This window comes from Rhodococcoides fascians A25f (assembly GCF_000760935.2).
Lineage (GTDB): Bacteria > Actinomycetota > Actinomycetes > Mycobacteriales > Mycobacteriaceae > Rhodococcoides.
The window spans coordinates 5,633,639-5,651,837 of the sequence record NZ_CP049744.1 but is presented as its reverse complement, the minus strand read 5'-3'; the positions used below and the strand labels follow the sequence as shown (position 1 = coordinate 5,651,837).

Sequence of the window (18,199 nt, the reverse complement as noted above, 5' to 3'; positions counted from 1 at the left end):
GTTACGAGATTCCCAACGCTTCTTCGATGGGGTGCAGGGCGAAGTAGACCAGGAAGATTCCCGACATCAGGTACAGCAGCCAATGCGTCTGGCGTGCTTTGCCTTTGGCGAGGCGAACCAGGGTGTACGAGATGACACCCGCTGCGACTCCCACGGTGATCGAGTACGTGAAGGGCATCAGCACGATGGTCAGGAAGGCTGGGATCGCGATTTCGGTGTTCTCCCAGTCGATCTTACGTACGTGCGTCATCATCAGCGCGCCCACCAGAACCAGCGCGGGGGCTGCTGCACCGACGGGGACCACCCCGGCCAACGGGGTGAAGAAGATCAGGCTGGTCAACAGTCCGCCGGTGACGACGCTCGCAAGACCGGTTCGGGCACCTTCGGTGACGCCGGCCGCGGACTCGACGACGGCAGTGTTGGCGGATCCGTTGATCGCACCTCCGACGATGGCACCGATGCCGTCGACGGTGAGGATGCGGCTCAATCCCGGCATCCTGCCCTGCTTGTCGACCAGGCCCGCTTCCTCGCCGACGCCCAGGATGGTGCCCATGGCGTCGAAGAAACCGGAGAGCACGAGCGTGAACAGCACCACCGAGGCCGTGACGACACCGGCTCGAGCGAACCCGCCGAACAGGTCGACGTTGAAGAGCAGGTCGAATTGCGGTGTGGCGACAATGGAATCGGGCACCTTCGGCACCACCGGGCCCCACGCCTCCGGGGCGATGTCGAACACCGAGTTCAGGATGATCGCAAGATTGGTGGCGACGAAGATGCCGATCAGCATCGCGCCGGGCACTCTCCGAACGAACAGCATGATCATCAGGATCAGGCCGACGCAGAACACGAACACCGGCCAGCCTGCGAGCTTGCCGAAAGTGCCGAGGGTGACAGCGGTTGCGGCCGCCTCGTGGTGGCCGACGAACCCGGCGTCGACCAGCCCGATGAGGGCGATGAACGCGCCGATTCCGACGCCGATCGCCTGCTTGAGCACCAAGGGGATCGCGTCCATGATGAGCTGCCGAATACCGGTGAGGGCGAAGACGACGATGACCACGCCCTCGAGCACCACCAGACCCATTGCCTGCGGCCACGTCATGTACGGGGCGGCCTGGAACACCACGATGGGTGTCACACCGAGTCCCGCTGCCATGGCGAGCGGTGCGTTACCGACCACGCCCATCAGGATCGTCGTCAGGCCGGCGGACAGAGCGACCATCGTCGACAGTTGCGCCGCATCGAGAGTCGCACCCGTGACATCGCGGGCATCGCCGATGATCAGCGGAATGAGAACGATCAGGTACGCCATCGCCACGAAAGTGGTGACGCCGCCGCGGATCTCACGCGATACCGAAGAGCCTCGGCCGGTGATATCGAAGAACTTGTCGATCCGAGATCGATCTTGTCCGCTCTTGCGAGTGCTGGGTGTGTGTACATCGGTCATGATCGGCCCTCCCAGGGCGTGATCAACCTTGTCCGAGCGTGTGACGGTGACCGTGCCGGGGGAGTTGGCCTCGGGTCGCGCTGTGCTGGAGAAGGTCTCATCGAATGAATCAGGGGTTGACGATGTGTTCGGGTCGCACGGGAACTCGGGTCAGGGCGAGTCCGGTGGCGTTGCGGATGGCAGCGACGACGGCGGGCGTCGACGACAGTGTGGGCGGCTCGCCCGCGCCGCGAAGGCCGTAGGGTGCCAACGGATCCGGGTTCTCGAGAATGTCCAGCTTCATGGGCGGCATGTCGAGAATGGTCGGGATGAGGTAGTCGGTGAACGACGGGTTCTTCACCAAACCGTCGACGACGACGATCTCCTCCATCACGGCAAGGCCGAGGCCCTGGGCTGTGCCGCCGTGGATCTGGCCCTCGAGCGAGAGAAGGTTGAGGATCTTGCCGACGTCCTGAACAGCGGCCATCTCGACCACTTTCACGAGCCCCAGATCGACGTCGACGTCCACCACGGCGCGGTGAACACACAGGGCGAGCTGGGTGTGGCTCGCGCCCTGCCCGGTGACCGGATCCATTCCGCTGGTGGGGCGATGGTGGAATTCACGTGTCTGCTCGATGACTCGGTCGCCGAGCACATCCTCGATCGTCGCCAGCACACCGTCGGTGGCCGAAACGATCTTGCCGCCGTCGAGGCTGAGGTCCGCCACGGCGCGGCCGAGGTACAGGCCGGCCAGGACGAACACCGCCTCACGGACGGCCTCGCAGGCAGTCTTGACGGCACCACCGGTCATGTACGACTGCCGTGACGCCGAGGACGATCCGGCGTTGCCGACCTTGGTGTCGGCCGGGTGGATGACAACCTTGGTGACTCCGAGTTCGGTGCGGGCGATCTGCGCTTCCAACGTCACCAGGCCCTGTCCCACCTCTGCGGCGGCGGTGTGCACCAATGCTGTTGCCTCGCCGCCGATCACCTCGAGGCGGACGCGAGCAGTGGAGTAGTCGTCGTAGTTCTCGGAGAAGCAGATGTTCTTGATTCCGACGCCGTAACCGATTCCTCGCACGACGCCTTCGCCGTGGGTCGTCTGGGAAGCCCCACCCGGCAGATTCCTGATGTCCGACGCATCCAGCGGGGCAGGTAGTTCCATCGCTTCGGCTCGGGCGAGCATCTCGGCGAGGGGTGCAGGCGCTTCGATCACCTGGCCGGTCGCCAGGATCGAGCCCTGGCTGACGGCGTTGATCTGGCGGATCGCGACCGGTCCGATGCCGCAGGCCTCACCGAGCTTGTCCATCATCGACTCGTACGCGAAACATGCTTGTACTGCGCCGAATCCACGCATCGCACCGCATGGCGGGTTGTTGGTGTACACCCCGTACGCATCGATCTCGATGTTGGGAATGATGTACGGTCCGACGCCGAGCGAGGCCGCGTTGCCGACGACGTTCAGGGTGGCCGAGGTGTACGCGCCGCCGTCGAGGATGATCTCGACGTCGGCGAACACCAGCTTGCCGTCGCTGGTCGCACCGTACTCGTAGTGCATCTGCGCCGGGTGGCGGTGCACGTGACCGAAGAACGACTCGTAGCGGTTGTAGACGATCTTGACGGGCTTACCGGTGTGCATGGCGAGCATCGCGGCGTGGATCTGCATCGAGAGGTCCTCGCGGCCACCGAATGCTCCGCCGACGCCGGCGAGCGTCATCCGGATCTTCTCTTCGGGCAGGCCGAGGCACGGTCCGATCTGGGCAAGGTCGTTGTGCATCCACTGCGTTGCGACATACAGGTCGATTCCGCCGTCCTCGGCCGGTACGGCCAGTCCGGATTCCGGTCCGAGAAATGCCTGGTCCTGGATCCCGACGGCGAAGTCGCTGCTGACGATGACGTCCGCGGTCGCCCGAGCGGCGGCGACGTTGCCGACGCGGACCGGCTGATGCCGCGCCACTCCGCCGCGTTCCTGCACCTTCGGGTAGTCCGGATCCAGAGCTGCGCGTCGAGCGTCGGTCAGGGGCTCGAGCACGTCGTAGACCACGACGATCTTTTCCATTGCGCGCCGGGCGGTCTCGGGATGGTCGGCGGCGATCAGCGCGATCGGTTCACCCTCGTGTCGCACCTCGTCGAAGGCCAACACCGGCTGGTCCCACGTGTGGTCGAGTCCGAAGCACTTACGTCCCGGCACGTCCTCATGTGTGAGTACGGCTTCGACGCCGGGTGTTGCCAGTGCCTTCGAGATATCGACGGAGACGATCTTCGCACGGGGATGCGGGCTGCGAAGCGTTGCGCCCCACAGCATGCCGTCGATGAACAGGTCCGAAGAATACGCGAACTCGCCCTTCACCTTCAACGTACCGTCGGGCCGCAGTGGGCTGTCGCCGACGCGTCCACGTCCCGGGGCTGGGATGTCGGCGGGAGCTTGCCGGGGTGTAGTGGTCGGGGCGCTCACAGCACGTCCTCCGCGAGTTTCATCAGGCGACGGTGCGCATCGGCTCCGGCGCGTCCTATCTCGTCCTGCGGTGCACTGGTCAGAACGTCGTTCTCGACGATCGCCCGACCGCCCACCATCAATCGCGCGAGCGGTGGCGTCTGCCCGTACGCGAATGCCACGACCGGATCGTCTACGGCCGAGTAGAACCCGTCGGTGCGCCAGATCGCGATGTCGGCCAGCTTGCCGACCTCGAGCGAACCGATCTCGGTCTGACGCCCCAGTACCGTTGCGCCGCCGATGGTTCCGATCTCGAGTGCCTGACGCGCCGTGAGTGCCGTGGGACCGTACTTGGCTCGCTGCATGTACATTGCCTGGCGCACCTCTCCGGCCAGCGGCACCATCTCGGCCGAGGCGGAACCGTCGACACCGAGGCCGACGGGTGCGCCGGCCGCGAGTAGATCGGAGATTCGGGCGATGCCTGCGCCCAGACGTGCATTGGAACTCGGGCAGTGGGCCGTGCCGGTGCCGGTGGCCGCCATCTTCGCGATGTCGGAGTCGTGCAAGTGGACTGCGTGGGCGAACCACACGTCGTCACCGAGCCAGCCGACCTGCTCCATGTACTCGACCGGGGTGCAGTTCATCTGAGCGAGGCAGTGCTCCTCCTCGTCGAGGGTCTCGGCCAGGTGGGTATGCAGCCGAACACCTTTGGCGCGAGCAAGCCCGGCGGACTCCACGAGCAGCTCTTTGCTGATGGAGAAAGGCGAACAGGGTGCGACCGCGATCCGGAGCATGGAGCCGAAGGAGGCGTCGTGATAGGTGTCGATGGCCTCGGCGGTGGCGGTGAGGATGTCGTCGAGCGATTCGACAACCTCGTCCGGTGGCAGACCGCCGTCGGACACGCCCCGATCCATCGAGCCGCGGCACGGTTGGAATCGGACGCCGATGCGTTGTGCCGCATCGATCTCGGCGGCGAAGAGGTCGCCTCGGCCCTTGGGGAAGATGTAATGGTGATCGGTGCTCGTGGTGCACCCCGACTTCGCCAGCCATCCCAGCCCGGCTGCGGCAGCACCGCCGACGACTTCGGCATCCATCTTGGACCACGGCTTGTACAGTGCAACAAGCCATTCGAACAGGGTGTTGTCCTTGGCCAGACCTTGAGAGGCCCACTGGTAGAGGTGGTGGTGAGTGTTCACCAGGCCGGGGGTGACGAGGCAGCCGGACGCATCGATCGTCTCGGCCCCGGCGATGATCGGTGCCGGGCCCGATCCGATGGCGCTGATCGTGGTGCCCTCGACGACGAGATACCCGTTCGGGATTTCGTCGCCGACGATCGGGGCGATGTACGCACCCGAGATGACGGTGGTCATTTGGCTTCGGCCTTTCGGGTTGCTGCGAGCCGCACGGCGTCGAGGATCTTCTCGTATCCGGTACAGCGGCAGAGGTTTCCGGCGAGAGACTCGCGAATCTCGACGTCCGACGGGTTGGGAACGCGTTCGATGAGATCGTGTGCCTGGACTACGAGTCCCGGGGTGCAGAAGCCGCACTGGACGGCTCCGCACTCGACGAACGCCTCCTGCATCGGGTCGAGCTTGTCACCGTCGGCGAGGCCTTCGACAGTACGAATCTCACGGCCCTCGACCTGTCCGGCCGCCACCAGGCAGGCGCAGGCCGGGATACCGTCGAGATAGACCGTGCACGATCCGCATTCGCCTTGCTCGCACGCGTTCTTGGATCCGGGAAGCCCCATGCGTTCACGCAACAGGTACAGCAGACTCTCGCCCTCCCAGACGTCGTCGGCTTCCATGTCTTTTCCGTTGATGGTGCAGTTGACTCGCATGTTCAGGCCACCTTCCGTGCGGCTGTGAGGTCTCGCCATGCCCAACCCAGCGTGCGCCGGGCCATCACGGAGAGGGCGTGCTTGCGGTAATCGGCAGTGCCTCGTACGTCGTCGATGGGACTTGCTGCCGCACTGACCAATCGGCCGAATTCCTCGGACACCCGCGGATCGAGGGCACCGTCCCAGTCGAGTTCGGCCGCGAGGTAGTTCTCGGCATCGTAAGCCCGACGCGGCGTCGGCGCAGCGGAGCCGAGACCGGTGCCGACGCGGCCCTCCTGCGGAAACAGCGCGATCGAGAACGAGCACACCGCAATGACCATCGCGTTGCGAGTGCCGATCTTGGAGAAGTACTGAGGCCCCGCCGCCGGCATCACGTGGAACGCACGGATCAGCTCGTCGGGCTCACAGCAGTTGCGTTTGACGCCGAGGTAGAACTCGGTCGCGGGGATCATCCGTACCCCGCGTGCGGCCGATTCCACTTCTACGGTCGCGCCCGCAGCGAGCAAGGGCGCGTGCAGGTCACCGGCAGGAGATGCTCCACCGAGATTGCCGCCGACGGTGCCGCGATTGCGGATCTGCGGGGAACCGACGGTGCGGGACGCCTGTGAGATGCCGGGAAGTCTGTCTCCGAGCTCGGCGATGATGCGGACGTAGGGCACGCCTGCCCCCACCCGAAGCGATCCATCGGGTAGCTGCTGCCATTCGGTGAGCTCGCTGATCGGGTTCAGATCCAGCAGTCCGCCCGGCCGGTGCAGATCGAAATTCATCTCGACCATGACGTCGGTGCCGCCCTGAATGGGCACCACGTCGACGTCGTCGGCCTTTGCGGCCAACGCGTCGCTCCAGGTCTGTGGTCGCAGGAAATCCATGTTCGGTGCTCCGCTCGCTGTCCATATTTCGTGTTCACCCAGTACAGCCGCCGGGAGTACCGCGAACGAGGGACAGGAACGACGAAGTATGACGCCGATCACAGTGTAGGTTTTGGAGGATCATACGAAGAGGAGGTCGATGACACCGTGAGACTGCGCGATCTGGCCGATCTCCCCGATCTGAAGCTGCAGCCGATCGTGACTCCCGAGCATTTCGACCCGACGATCAGGTGGGTCGTCACCACCGACATGCTCGATCCGAGCCGGTACCTCAGTGGCGGCGAACTGGTGTTGACCGGTCTGATGTGGCGGGCGGGCCCGGAGGATTCGAGAACCTTCGTGCGGGCGGTGTCCAAGGCCGGAATCGCGGCGCTGGCGGCCTCCGACGGCGGTGTTGTGCCGGACGACCTCGTCGACGCCTGCCGCGAACACGGTCTGCCGCTGTTTCGAGTGCCGGCCGACATCGCCTTCGCCACGGTCACCGAAAGTGTCGTCCGGCAGCTCTCGACGGCGCGGGCGTCGGATCTGAGCCTCGTGCTGGACCGGCATCGACGCCTCGTGGCGAGCGCCGGACCCGGCGGCGGCCTGGGGCCACTGTTGGAGATGGTGAGTTCCGATCTGGGTATGAAGTGCTGGGTCGTCACCTCGTCGGGACGTGTTCTCGCCGGATCCGAGAACCCGCCCGACACTGCGGCTGTCGCGCGGGAGTTCATGACGTCGGTACGTCTGCCGCGGTACTGCCGAACGCAGCGGGTGTCGATCTTTCCGGTCGACGGGGAGGCCACCCCCCGTGTTGTGGACTGGTTCGTCGCCTTCGAAAGCGATTGGCAGACATGGGATGTCCCGAGAACGTCGCTGGCCGGGCAGTTGGCGTCGATCGTCGCCGTCGAACGCGGTCGCGTCGACGAACGCGTGTCAGGATCGGGCATCCTGGCTCAGGAATTCGTTCGCTCCATCGTGGGCGGCGCGACACCGGCGGACATCCTGGCGCAGATGCACGTCATCGGACTCGATACCGAAACACGCTATGCGGCAATCGTTGCCGCTACCTCGGGAGAGACGCTCCGGCTCGGTGAGCTGCGGCCGCTGCTACGAGAACTGCTGGCACCTCTCGACATCACGCTGGGAGTCGTCGAGAACGAGGCCATCGCTGTGGTGGAGGCGCGCACCGACAAGACCGACGCCGTTCGACGTGCCGTCCAGTCCGTGACCCCGGGATTGATCGGCAGCGGCACCACCATCGGGGTCAGTGCTCCCACCGCGGCCGCCGACATCAGAAGCGCAATCGAGGAAGCGCGCTACGCCCGCCGGCTCGCCGAGGGGCGGGGCGCGGACTGCAGTGTCGTCGGTCATGACGAATTGGCAACGTTGACAATACTTTTGGCAAATGTGCCCGACGACGTCCGCCGGATGTTCACCTCGAGGCTTCTCGATCCATTGACGGAGTACGACGATCAGCACAACAGCGATCTCATTGCCACGCTGTCGGTCTACCTCGACACCAACGGTGCCTGGACCCGATGCGCCGAACAACTACACATGCACGTCAATTCTGTGCGGTACCGAATGCAGCGCATCGAGGAACTCACCGGCCGCGACCTGTCGCGGCTGGAGGACAGAATCGAGTTCTACTTGGCACTTCGGCTGAGGTGACTAGTGTGAAGCCCATGGCCCTCATCGCAACACTGGATTTCACGTTCAAGCCCGAATCTCTTGCCGAGGCGCGTGCGTTGCTGCGCACGGTGCTTGCCGATACCCGTGCGTTCGAGGGCTGCCTCGGCGTCGAGGTGTGGGTGGACAAGGAGAACGAGGCGCATGTCGTCGCCTACGAAACGTGGGAGTCGGCCGAGGCCGATGCGAAGTACCGCGAGTTCCGCGCCGGCCCGGGCAAGATCACCGAGATGCCGCCGCTCCTGGCTGCCGCGCCTGTACTGACGAAGTTCTCCGTGGATTCGTCGATCTAGCCTCGGTACCGAGGTCACGTGGAGTGCACGTCGGCGGCGAATCTGCGCGCCTCACCGACGGCACGCCATCAGCCGCGGGGCGTCGCGTCATATTCCGTACGGGCCTTTTCGATCAGGTCCAAGTGCTCGTAGGACCAACTGCGAATCACGGCAACTGCCTCGGCAAGATCCGTGCCGAGCGGAGTCAGTTCGTATTCGACTCTTGCCGGGACACTTGCATACACAGTGCGTTTCACCAGCCCGTCGCGTTCGAGAATGCGAAGTGTTTGCGTCAGCATCTTCTGGCTGATCCCGTCGACAGTGCGTCGTAATTCTTGAAATCGCAGCGTGCCGCGTTCGAGTGCGTACAGGACCAGCAAGCTCCAGCGGTCACCTATTCGATTCACGACTTGCCGTGTCGGACAGCCGGCGGCGAGTACGTCGAAGCGTCCGTCCGGAGATGTGGTCGGGGACGTGGACATTGCGCTGACCTCCTTGGTTACCGCGGGGTGCCTGCAGCACTTAATACTGCCTACTTACGAAAGTAGCCCATATTCGCAAAGCTGGTCTCCAGAAGATCCCGATCCTCCGGCATCCGAGGGAGCCAGACATGAAAGCAATGATTCCAACAGCGCCTCAACAGGTTACGTTCGGCGATGTGGCCGAGCCGGTGCCCGCCGACCACGAGGCGGTGGTCGAAGTAGCTGCGTACTCGGTCAACCGTGGTGAAACGTTCCTGCTGGATTCTCCCTCCGCCGGGTGGCGGCCGGGGAAGGATCTCGCGGGCACTGTAGTCGTGGCGGCAGCCAACGGCACTGGACCCGCGCTCGGCACACGGGTAGTGGGGCACGCACCGCACTCTGCGTGGGCAGAGCGTGTGGCGGTGAGCGCAGCGTCGTTGGCGGAAGTTCCCAGTACGGTCGAATTGACGACGGCCGCGGCTCTTCCACTTGCGGGGCTGACGGCGCTCAGGTTGATTCGCCGTGCCGGAACACTGATCGGTCGCCGCGTGCTGATAACCGGAGCGAGCGGAGGGGTCGGCCATTATGTGGTGGAACTCGCGACCGGTGCCGGTGCGGTTGTCACTGCAGTCTCGGCCACTGCCGAACGCGGCGCGAGACTCCGTGAGTTCGGTGCTGCCACCGTGACCCATGTGTGCGACGCCGAGGGCTGGTTCGACGTGACGATGGACTCCGTCGGTGGTGATTCTTTCGCCGAGGCACGTCGGCGAACCAACCCCGCCGGAACGGTGATCTGGTTCGGACAGGCAAGTCTCGAGCCGGTGACGCTGAACTTCTTCGAATGGGTCGACGGAACGGTGGGCGCACGAATCGAGTTGTTCCACTACGAGATCACCGACCACACGGACAGCGAAGACCTTGCCACGTTGCTGCGGCTGGTGACCGAGGGTCGACTGCACCCTGAGATCGGCGCGCTGCTGCCGTGGAACGACACCGCGCTCGTCATCGACGATATCCGCGAGCGCCGGCTTCGCGGAAACGCTGTGCTGCAGGTGACGTCGTGATGCGTACCGCCGATGTGCTCGAATCCTATCTGGCAGTACTCACCACCAGTGACCTGGAACTGATCGCGAATTCGTTCGCGTACAACGCGACCTGGACGCTGCACGGCACACTGCCCATCTCGGGCACCAAGGTCGGTCGCGATGCCATCATGGAATTTCTGGTCGGCGGCGCGGAGCTCTATCGAACGGGCAGTCAGCGAATCATGTTCGGTTGTCGAGGGATCCGAAATAGTCGAGGTGCGTGAGTATCTCGACACACAGCATGCCGCCGAAACGTTGTATCCGCTCGACCGCTGGACTCCGACTACGCCAGAGTGATGCGCACCAGCAAACCTGCAACGTGCGTCGTCGGTCTCGATGACGGAATCGACTGGCACGCGTTCCACGGCGACGCACTGTTCTAGGTGGAGACGCCCCGTATCGCATCCGCCGATCGAGGCTTACCGGTGAGGAATCCCTGCACCATGTCGGCTCTGAGTTCGACGGCGACCTGCAGTTCCGCCTCCGTCTCGACCCCTTCCATGATGACGGTGGAACCGATCTCGTGTGCAAATCCGATCACCGATGCGGCAGCGGCCCGTCGGACCGCGTCGGTGTCGATTCCGTGCACCAATGCGTAGTCGACCTTGAGGGTGTCGGGCCGCAGTTCGACCACCTGGCGAAGCCCGGCGAAGCCGGCACCGACATCGTCGACGGAGATCGAGATGCCCGCCACGCGCAAGGATTCGATGGTTCGAGCGACCGCGCGGTAGTCGTCGACCCGCTCGTGTTCGGTGATCTCGATGTGGAACGCTCGGTCTTTCTGGAACGGCCTTAGCTTCGCAGCCAGGTCGATGGAACGAATGGTGTCGGCAGATGCGTTGAGGGAGATGAAGATTCCGCGGGGCAGAGACTCGGCGGCAACGAGGGCACGTTCGATGGCCGCGACTTCGAGGAGCGGCCCGATTCCGGCGTTGGTCGCGTCGCGAAACCACATCGTCGGCGAGCCGTAGCCGAACGGGAAGCGCGAGAGGGCCTCGTAGCCGACGACGGTAGTGGTGACGGTGTCGCAGATGGGTTGGAACACCACGTCCGGTCCACCTCGGGCGATCAGACCTTCGATGCGTGCGCGAATGTCGGCTCGCGTTCCGGTGCTACTGCCGCGCGCGCTGCCGTCGTCCCCGGCCAGCCGAGACTTGTTGCGGTACATCTCGATATCGGCCAGTGCGATCAGCTTGCGCACTACCGTCGGAGTGACGGGTGCGCTGCCGAGCGATTCCACGGCAGATCCGAGGCTGGTGGTGAACGGAGGTCCGGAGAACGTCTCGTCGAGACCGCTCCGGATCTTGTCGACAGTCGATTCGATGTCGCCGGGGGAACCGACGTGTACCACTACGAACTCGTCTCCGCTCAGGCGCGAGACCACCGACGTCCGCGGGACTGCGGCGGTGAGGCGCGCTGCGATCTCGATCAAGACGGCGTCGCCGGTCGGGTGCCCGAACCGGTCGTTGATCTCCTTGAACCGGTCGATGTCGAGAACGGTGACGCCGATGGCTCGATCGGATGCATCGTCGGCGTAGGCGATAGCGACGCCGTCGATCGCTTCGAGCAATCCACGCCGGTTGAACAGGCCCGTCAACGAATCGGTGACTGCACCGGACGCCCGAGAACGCAGATACCGAATGTAGGCCCGCATCATCAGTGGGGTGAGGTACAACGTGGCGACGGTGACCGCGGTCGCGGCCACCAGCCACGGGTTCGTTCCCTGTTTCACCGCGAGGACGGCCAGGGTGAGGACTGTCGTCATCGAGACGGCGAGGTGAGCCCACATCACTCGATACGAGCTGGCTATGACGGTGAAGACCGCCACGATGGTGAACATCATGCACCCGGTCAGCGGGACGAGGCGGTTCGTACTGCTGAACAGGGTCGCTACGACGCCGATGTCGGCGTACAGAACGAAGGCGTTGGCCATGCGCGGTGACGGCCATGGCCGCAGGAACCAGGCGATCGCCACCGGAATCGTCGTCAACGAGCCGATGAAGACGTACACGTCCAAACCCTCGTAGTGGATGCCGGTGGCAGACATCAGGACGCCGGACACACCGAACAGGAGTGTCACGAGCCCGATGAAGTAACGCACCCAACGTTCGCGTGCGGTGTTCGCGAAGTAGGTGTAGTCGTCCTCGACGCTGTCGAGAGGGATGCCGATCCCAGGTCTGTACCGCGTACGGCTCTGGGCCGTCACCACGGTTCCCGGTTTGGAAATGGGCTTACCTCTCCTGGGCAGATCCCCGGCCATCACGAACGCTACCAGCGCTACCAGTGGCGGGGCCGAAATCGGGCGTACCTGTCGGCCTGTGGGTCAGACCATGTCTTTCTCGGTCATCCAACGCAGCGTGGGCCACCCGAGGAACACCGGCAACCAGCAGGTCAGCACACGGTAGAGCAACACCGACGGCACTGCGATCGAGGCAGGTAGACCGAACGCCGCGAGACCACCGATCAGCGCGGCCTCCACGGCACCCACGCCGCCGGGTGTCGGTGCAGCGGACGCGAGGGTTCCGCCGATCATCGTCACGACGGTCACCGTCACGAACGTCGTACCGCCGCCGAAGGCCTCGATGCTCGCCCACAATGCCAGCGCTGCACCCAATGTCGTTGCGGCACAGCCGAGAATGATGATCGAGAAGCGCTTGGGATCACGTGCGAGCTCGCCCAGTTCGGTGAGGACTTCCTTGATCTGCGGCCGGACGGCGACTCGAAGCCACCGGCGCAGCTTGGGCACGAACATGAACGTTCCGACGACTCCGAATGCGGCACCCGCTATCAGATACAGCACGGTGTTGCCGGGCACCATGTTCGACAACCCCGAGGAGGTGCCGGCGACGACGCTGAAGAAGATCAACAGGCTCACGTGCGTGATCACCTGGACCGACTGTTGCAGTGCCACAGCCGCCGTCGCGCGAACGGCACCCAATCCGCCCTTCTGCAGGAATCGCACACTCAGAGCCAGTCCTCCCACGCCTGCGGGGGTCGTCGTCGCGGCGAAGGTGTTGGCAACCTGCATGACCGTCAGATTCCAGAAGCTGACCTTGCCGAACGCGCACGCCCACAACGCAGCTCCGGCACCGACGTACGTCAGAGCAGAGACCGCCAACCCGAGCAGAACCCACCACCAGTCCACCGAACCCAGTTCGGTGACGAACGCAGGCACCGCACTGATGAACGGGTACGCAACGTAGACCAATCCGATCAACAACACGAGCGAGATGATCTGGTTTCGGCTGAAGCGAGTGACCTGTTCGGCCTCGATCTTGGCGGCCCCGGTCTGCTCGAGCACCTCGAGCCGGACGGCCTTCATCGTCGTGCCTGCATCGCGAACCGATTGCCGAATCCGAGGCGGAATGGCGGATTTGGTGAGGCGGCCCGATGCCGCGATCACGGCGTCGAAGCCGAGGACTCCGACGGCGGTTTCCACGGCACGGCGAGAGCCGAAAAGGTCTGCTGTGGTGAGCAACAGCTGCGCAACGTCCGATTGCATCTGGGCATCCGAGGCACCCAGTTCGGCGTGCCCGTAACCGCAGAACAGGGCTCGACCCTCATGGATTCGGAGTTCGCCTCGGTGCAGGTCTCCGTGCGAGATCTGGTTCTCGTGCAGGGTGTTCAGGGCCTTCCACAACGCGCTGAGGGTGGCGTCGTCGTGCTCGGCCTCGATCGGCTGACCGAGGGGCAGATCGTGCGCGTACAAGGTCCACCCCCGATCGAGTGCCGCGACCGCCAGCGGATGGCTGCCCGCGGCACCCAGCCGCTCGATGGCCAGGCCCATCAGCGCTCGATGCTCGACGGCCCTGCGCATGGACGCATGGAGCGGCGCAGTTTCGCTGCCACGCCGCGTGATCCAGCGCCAGAACTGTCGTAGCGCACCGCCACTGCGCTGATTCTGTCCGTACAACTCGACCACCACATCGGCATCGGACGTGTGTGCGTTCAACACCAACGGGCCCGGTCCGGCCGGACGGACGACGGTGAAGCTGTGGACGGTGACGCCGCGATCGCGGAACAGACGCAGTGCTGCGTCGAGCGGAACCTCGAGAGCCGGCGTACCGACCAGCAGCACGATGACGGCTCCGACGAGCCAGCCGACGGCCAGACCGAGCATCGAGCGAGCCGGGACGACAGTGGAGACGACCAGATGGATCGGCACGAACGCGAGCAACAGCGTCCACCATGCCCGACGCCACCGCGCGGGCAGGCCGGGGCCCGACACCGTGAGGGCCGCGGCCAACATGGCGATCCAGCGAGAGTCGTCGAGGAATTGTGAGAGGAAGGTGTCGAGTCGCTCGGGAACGTCCAGGTCCCAGGTGGGGGTGGAGATTCCGGTGCCGGTGATCGACAGCGCCAACGCGGCCAGCAATGCCGCTGCCGCGTAGCCGGCGAGCAGTTTCCATTTGCGGCCGGCGATCAGGCCGATCAGGACTCCGAACGGGAGCGCGAGGATGGCGACGCCGTAGACGATGTAGACGGCATTGGACTGGTCGGGGCTGAGCACGCCGACGATGTTCGACACCGATTGCTCGAGCGCATCCCACTGATTTCTGGTGATCAGCGAACCGGCGATGACCAGGCCGAGCAGTACCGCAGCCGACACGACCCGAATGATGTCGCTGGTTCTTCGCACCAGCGGTTGAAGCAGGTTCCCCGCTACGGGAATGTCCCGCCCATCCACACGCATGGGGTCAACCTACCGTGCAGTACGCCTGCGGAGTTCGTTGCGGACGGCGGGCCATTCGGATTCGATGATCGAGAACACCACGGTGTCGCGCAACGAACCGTCGGGCATGCGTTGATGATTGCGCAGAATTCCATCCTGCTTGGCACCGAGCTTTGCGATCGCCGTGCGCGATTGCAGGTTCATCCAGTGCGTGCGGAATTCGACGGCGATGCACCCCAGTTCCTCGAAGGCATGCGTCAGCAGCAGCAATTTGCTCGCGGCGTTGGTGCCGGTTCCGTGCGCGGAGCGGGCATTCCAGGTGTACCCGATCTCGACCCGACGGTTCTTCGAGTCGACGTTGCAGAACGTCGTCGCGCCGATGATCTGGCCGGTGTCGTTGCGGCGCAGCGTGAACGGAAGCATGGTTCCTGCTTCGAGCAATTCGAGCCGGCGATCGATCTCTGCGGCCATGTCCTCGGGTTTCGGCACGCTGGTGTACCAGAGGTTCCACAACTCGCCGTCGCGGGCGGCGTCGGACAGTCCTTCGAGATGGTCGTGGCTCAGCGGCTCCAGAGTCACGAGATCGTCAGCGAGGGTCACCGGTTGCAGAAAGGGCATTCGCCGACGATACGTCGGATCGTGCCGTCCGGGAAAGCGCAATGATTGCCGCTGCGGTGACAGCGACAGCGACGACGACGAGGGCGATCACCTCGGTGAAAGCGTGTGCGTAGGCATCGGCGAATCCGGGTTGCCCGGATGCAGCGGCGTCGGCGTCGATCTTGTTCGACACCCGCCCGCGGATGAGGAAGGCCAGCAGCCAGGCATAGCCGGCGACCGCGATGGCCTCGCTGCCGATGCGGAACAGGTTGAGTACCCCGGCGGCGGTGCCGCTGCTGTGCGGCGGAACCACGGCGAGTGCTTCGCCGTCGACCAAACCGATGGGGAGTCCGAAACCGAGCCCCACCAGAATCATGGGGATCGTCACGGCGGGAAGTGGGACGCCGGGTTGAAGGGCCAGCATGCCGAGATTGCCGAGAGCGAGGCAGCCCAGGCTCGCGAGAATGACGCGGCTGGGCGTCACGGCGTCGAACATCGTGCTCAGCCGTGCCACGGTCAGCGGGGCGAGAAGAACCGGGATGGTCATCGCCAGCATGAACAGTCCGGCTCGGCCGGGAGTCATCGACGCGACTGCGCCGAGAGCGGCGGGGAGGTAGGTGAGCAGGGTGACGAAACCGATGGCTCCGGCCACCGGGACCAGGCAGAGCGCGAGGAATCGACGGTTGCGCAGTAGGCCGAAATCCAGCAGACGGTTGGTGGATTCGCCTCGCAGAGTAGGCAGGGCCAGGGTGCCGACGGCCGCGATCAGCAGGACGATCGCCTGAGCGGCGAACACCCCGCGCCAGTCGACTGCAGCGATCAGTAGCCCGGAGATCGTGGGACCCAGTGCCAACCCGAGCCCGTTCACGGTGCCGAACAGTGCAAATGCAGTGGCTCGTTCGGTCCCGTGAAAATGCAGCGACAGAATCGACGTCGAGCCCACCAGAACCGCAGCGGCACCGATACCCGCGACCACCCGAGCCGCGTCGAGTACGAGCAGGGAGGGTGCGAGTGCGCTCACCAGGCTGGCCGTGGCAGTGAGCAGTACGCCGATGCGGAACGACGTGCGGTGCCCGATGCGATCCGAGACCGCACCCCAGACGACGGTGAAGAGGGCGAACGCGACGTTGAAGCCGTTGACGACCCACTGCAGTGGGGTGGGATCGGAGCCGAGATCGGCTGCGATGACCGGAAGCGCGATGGCGGTGCCCGAGATCGACATCGGTACGACGAACTGCGCTGCGAGTACGACCGGTAGAACTGCCCTCATGAATCCCCCTGCGCTTAGGTACGATGCTTTTCGTACTAGAACAGGTTTTGAGGTACGGCGCAAGTCGTACCTTGATGCGGGAGGAGCTCATGGCAGACGAGAACGGGCATCCGGAGCCCGAGGAAATGCAACTCGGTGCGGTGATGTCCGCGCTGGCGGATCCGCTGCGCCGTAAGGTGGTCACCGAACTCGTCGGCGACGACGACGGTGCCGAACGAACATGTATGTCCTTCGAGCTCGGTGTCACCAAATCAACTCTGACGCATCACTTTCGAGTGCTACGGGAAGCAGGTCTGGTCTTCCAGGTCGACCGTGGCAACAGTCGCAAAGTGACGCTGCGACGGCAGGAGCTGAATGAGCGATTTCCTGGCTTGCTGGATCTGATCGCCAACGAAATTCGCTAGCTCGCACTGCGGGATGCGCTTTACGGTGGGAACCATGCACATCGCCATGATCGGCACGACGGCTCCCAGCCACATCTATCCATCACTGGCCGTCATCGCCGAGCTGGTGCGGCGCGGGCATCGCGTCACCTATGCCGTCGGAGATTCTCTGCGGCACATGGTGGAACCTGCAGGCGTGGAGGTGGTCGCGTTCGAGTCGATGCTGCCCGACGGAGAGGCTTCGTGGCCCGATGATCCGGCGTCGGCGATGCGGGTGTTCCTCGACGAGGCCATTGCGTCGTACCCCGTGCTCACTGCGTTCTACGACGACGATCAGCCGGACCTGTTCCTGTACGACATCGGCGGTATGACGGCACCGGTCCTCGGGGTGCGCTACGGGGTGCCTGCCGTACAACTCTCGCCGACGTACGTGGCCTGGGCCGGTTACGCGGAGGATCTCGGTGATGGGATGACCTCCATCCGAGAGTCGCCGACCGGTGTCGCGTATCGCGACACCTATGCAACCTGGTTGCGAGAGAACGATATCGACGCCGACCCCTGGGAGTGGATCACGTATCCGACGCACTGCCTGTCGCTGATTCCGCGGGTGATGCAGCCGCATGCCGACCGGGTGGCCGACACGGTCCAGTTCGTCGGACCTTGTCTCGATCCGGTACGCCTGAGTGACCGCAGCTGGACGTCACCCGGCGCACCTGTCCTGTACATCTCGCTCGGCACCGGATACAACGAGCGACCGGAGTTCTATCGACTGTGTATCGAGGCGTTCGGGAACACCGACTGGAATGTGGTGATCTCCATCGGTCGACGTGTCGATCCGGCCGTGCTGGGTGATATTCCCGCGAATATCGAAGTGCACGAACATGTTCCCCAGCTTGCGGTGCTGGACGCCACCACCGTCTTCATCACCCACGCCGGGATGGGCGGATGCACGGAGGCGCTGTGGTTCGGCGTGCCGACAGTGGCGGTGCCGCAGGCTGTCGATCAGTTCGGCAACGCCGCAATGCTCACCGAACTCGGGGTGGGTGTGCACCTGGACTTCGAGAAGGTCACGGCTGTGACGCTGGCCGAGGCAGTCGCCGAAGCCCGCGAATTCGGTTCACGTGCAGCAGAACTCGGTGCCGAGGTGCGAGCGCACGGTGGCGTCGAACAGGCGGCGAATGCGGTAGAGGCGTTCCGCCGTTAGGTTACGTCGCGAGCGCTC

At 64.5% G+C, this 18,199-nt stretch carries 16 protein-coding genes; 6 read left to right on the top strand and 10 right to left on the bottom strand.

Going from position 1 to position 18,199, the window contains the following annotated elements:
- Position 1 precedes the first annotated feature (1 nt).
- The 5 genes from BH93_RS26550 to BH93_RS26530 all read right to left on the bottom strand — a co-directional run bounded on the left by BH93_RS26550 (position 2) and on the right by BH93_RS26530 (position 6,566).
- Positions 2–1,444 (bottom strand): NCS2 family permease, encoded by a 1,443-nt coding sequence (locus BH93_RS26550; RefSeq protein WP_032378622.1) that lies wholly within the window; start codon positions 1,442–1,444, stop codon positions 2–4.
- 109 nt (positions 1,445–1,553) lie between these two features.
- The gene (locus BH93_RS26545; protein WP_230592393.1) at positions 1,554–3,878 is read right to left on the bottom strand and encodes a xanthine dehydrogenase family protein molybdopterin-binding subunit; all 2,325 of its coding nucleotides are present in this window, start codon (positions 3,876–3,878) and stop codon (positions 1,554–1,556) included.
- Entirely contained in the window at positions 3,875–5,227 is a 1,353-nt protein-coding gene (locus tag BH93_RS26540) for an 8-oxoguanine deaminase (RefSeq protein WP_037172380.1), read from the bottom strand. The genes BH93_RS26545 and BH93_RS26540 overlap by 4 nt, the downstream gene beginning before the upstream one ends.
- Positions 5,224–5,697, bottom strand: coding sequence for a (2Fe-2S)-binding protein (locus BH93_RS26535; protein ID WP_032378620.1), 474 nt, complete (start codon positions 5,695–5,697; stop codon positions 5,224–5,226). The genes BH93_RS26540 and BH93_RS26535 overlap by 4 nt, the downstream gene beginning before the upstream one ends.
- 2 nt (positions 5,698–5,699) lie before the next feature.
- On the bottom strand, positions 5,700–6,566 hold the full coding sequence (locus BH93_RS26530) for an FAD binding domain-containing protein (protein WP_037172557.1): 867 nt from the start codon (positions 6,564–6,566) through the stop codon (positions 5,700–5,702).
- A 147-nt stretch (positions 6,567–6,713) separates the two neighbouring features.
- On the opposite strand from BH93_RS26530, the gene BH93_RS26525 reads away from it, so the two are divergent.
- Both BH93_RS26525 and BH93_RS26520 read left to right on the top strand, forming a co-directional pair.
- A complete protein-coding gene (locus BH93_RS26525; protein WP_037172381.1) occupies positions 6,714–8,219 on the top strand; it encodes a PucR family transcriptional regulator in 1,506 nt (501 codons plus the stop codon).
- Between the two features lie 14 nt (positions 8,220–8,233).
- Positions 8,234–8,530 (top strand): putative quinol monooxygenase, encoded by a 297-nt coding sequence (locus BH93_RS26520; protein ID WP_037172382.1) that lies wholly within the window; start codon positions 8,234–8,236, stop codon positions 8,528–8,530.
- Between the two features lie 68 nt (positions 8,531–8,598).
- Here BH93_RS26520 and BH93_RS26515 read toward each other — a convergent pair whose 3' ends face one another.
- On the bottom strand, positions 8,599–8,991 hold the full coding sequence (locus BH93_RS26515) for a winged helix-turn-helix transcriptional regulator (RefSeq protein ID WP_037172386.1): 393 nt from the start codon (positions 8,989–8,991) through the stop codon (positions 8,599–8,601).
- Between the two features lie 128 nt (positions 8,992–9,119).
- On the opposite strand from BH93_RS26515, the gene BH93_RS26510 reads away from it, so the two are divergent.
- Both BH93_RS26510 and BH93_RS26505 read left to right on the top strand, forming a co-directional pair.
- Positions 9,120–10,034 carry a zinc-binding dehydrogenase gene (locus tag BH93_RS26510; RefSeq protein ID WP_037172388.1) on the top strand — a complete coding sequence of 305 codons (915 nt, stop codon included), beginning with the start codon at positions 9,120–9,122 and terminating at the stop codon, positions 10,032–10,034.
- Complete coding sequence (locus tag BH93_RS26505) at positions 10,034–10,279, top strand: nuclear transport factor 2 family protein (RefSeq protein ID WP_037172391.1); 246 nt, start codon at positions 10,034–10,036, stop codon at positions 10,277–10,279. Before BH93_RS26510 ends, BH93_RS26505 begins: the two co-directional genes overlap by 1 nt.
- Positions 10,280–10,434: 155 nt before the next feature.
- Here BH93_RS26505 and BH93_RS26500 read toward each other — a convergent pair whose 3' ends face one another.
- The 4 genes from BH93_RS26500 to BH93_RS26485 form a co-directional block, all read right to left on the bottom strand.
- A complete protein-coding gene (locus BH93_RS26500; RefSeq protein ID WP_242459075.1) occupies positions 10,435–12,261 on the bottom strand; it encodes a bifunctional diguanylate cyclase/phosphodiesterase in 1,827 nt (608 codons plus the stop codon).
- Positions 12,262–12,378: 117 nt separating this feature from the next.
- Positions 12,379–14,748, bottom strand: a complete 2,370-nt coding sequence (locus BH93_RS26495) for a lysylphosphatidylglycerol synthase transmembrane domain-containing protein (protein WP_037172393.1) — start codon at positions 14,746–14,748, stop codon at positions 12,379–12,381.
- Between the two features lie 9 nt (positions 14,749–14,757).
- Positions 14,758–15,345, bottom strand: coding sequence for a GNAT family N-acetyltransferase (locus BH93_RS26490; RefSeq protein ID WP_037172394.1), 588 nt, complete (start codon positions 15,343–15,345; stop codon positions 14,758–14,760).
- The gene (locus tag BH93_RS26485; RefSeq protein ID WP_037172396.1) at positions 15,314–16,594 is read right to left on the bottom strand and encodes an MFS transporter; all 1,281 of its coding nucleotides are present in this window, start codon (positions 16,592–16,594) and stop codon (positions 15,314–15,316) included. Before BH93_RS26485 ends, BH93_RS26490 begins: the two co-directional genes overlap by 32 nt.
- Positions 16,595–16,683: 89 nt before the next feature.
- Between BH93_RS26485 and BH93_RS26480 the strand changes: the two genes are divergently transcribed.
- Both BH93_RS26480 and BH93_RS26475 read left to right on the top strand, forming a co-directional pair.
- Positions 16,684–16,998, top strand: a complete 315-nt coding sequence (locus BH93_RS26480; protein WP_037172398.1) for an ArsR/SmtB family transcription factor — start codon at positions 16,684–16,686, stop codon at positions 16,996–16,998.
- A 34-nt stretch (positions 16,999–17,032) separates the two neighbouring features.
- Positions 17,033–18,181: a macrolide family glycosyltransferase gene (locus tag BH93_RS26475; RefSeq protein ID WP_037172560.1), complete on the top strand. Its 1,149-nt coding sequence runs from the start codon at positions 17,033–17,035 to the stop codon at positions 18,179–18,181.
- Positions 18,182–18,199: the final 18 nt, after the last annotated feature.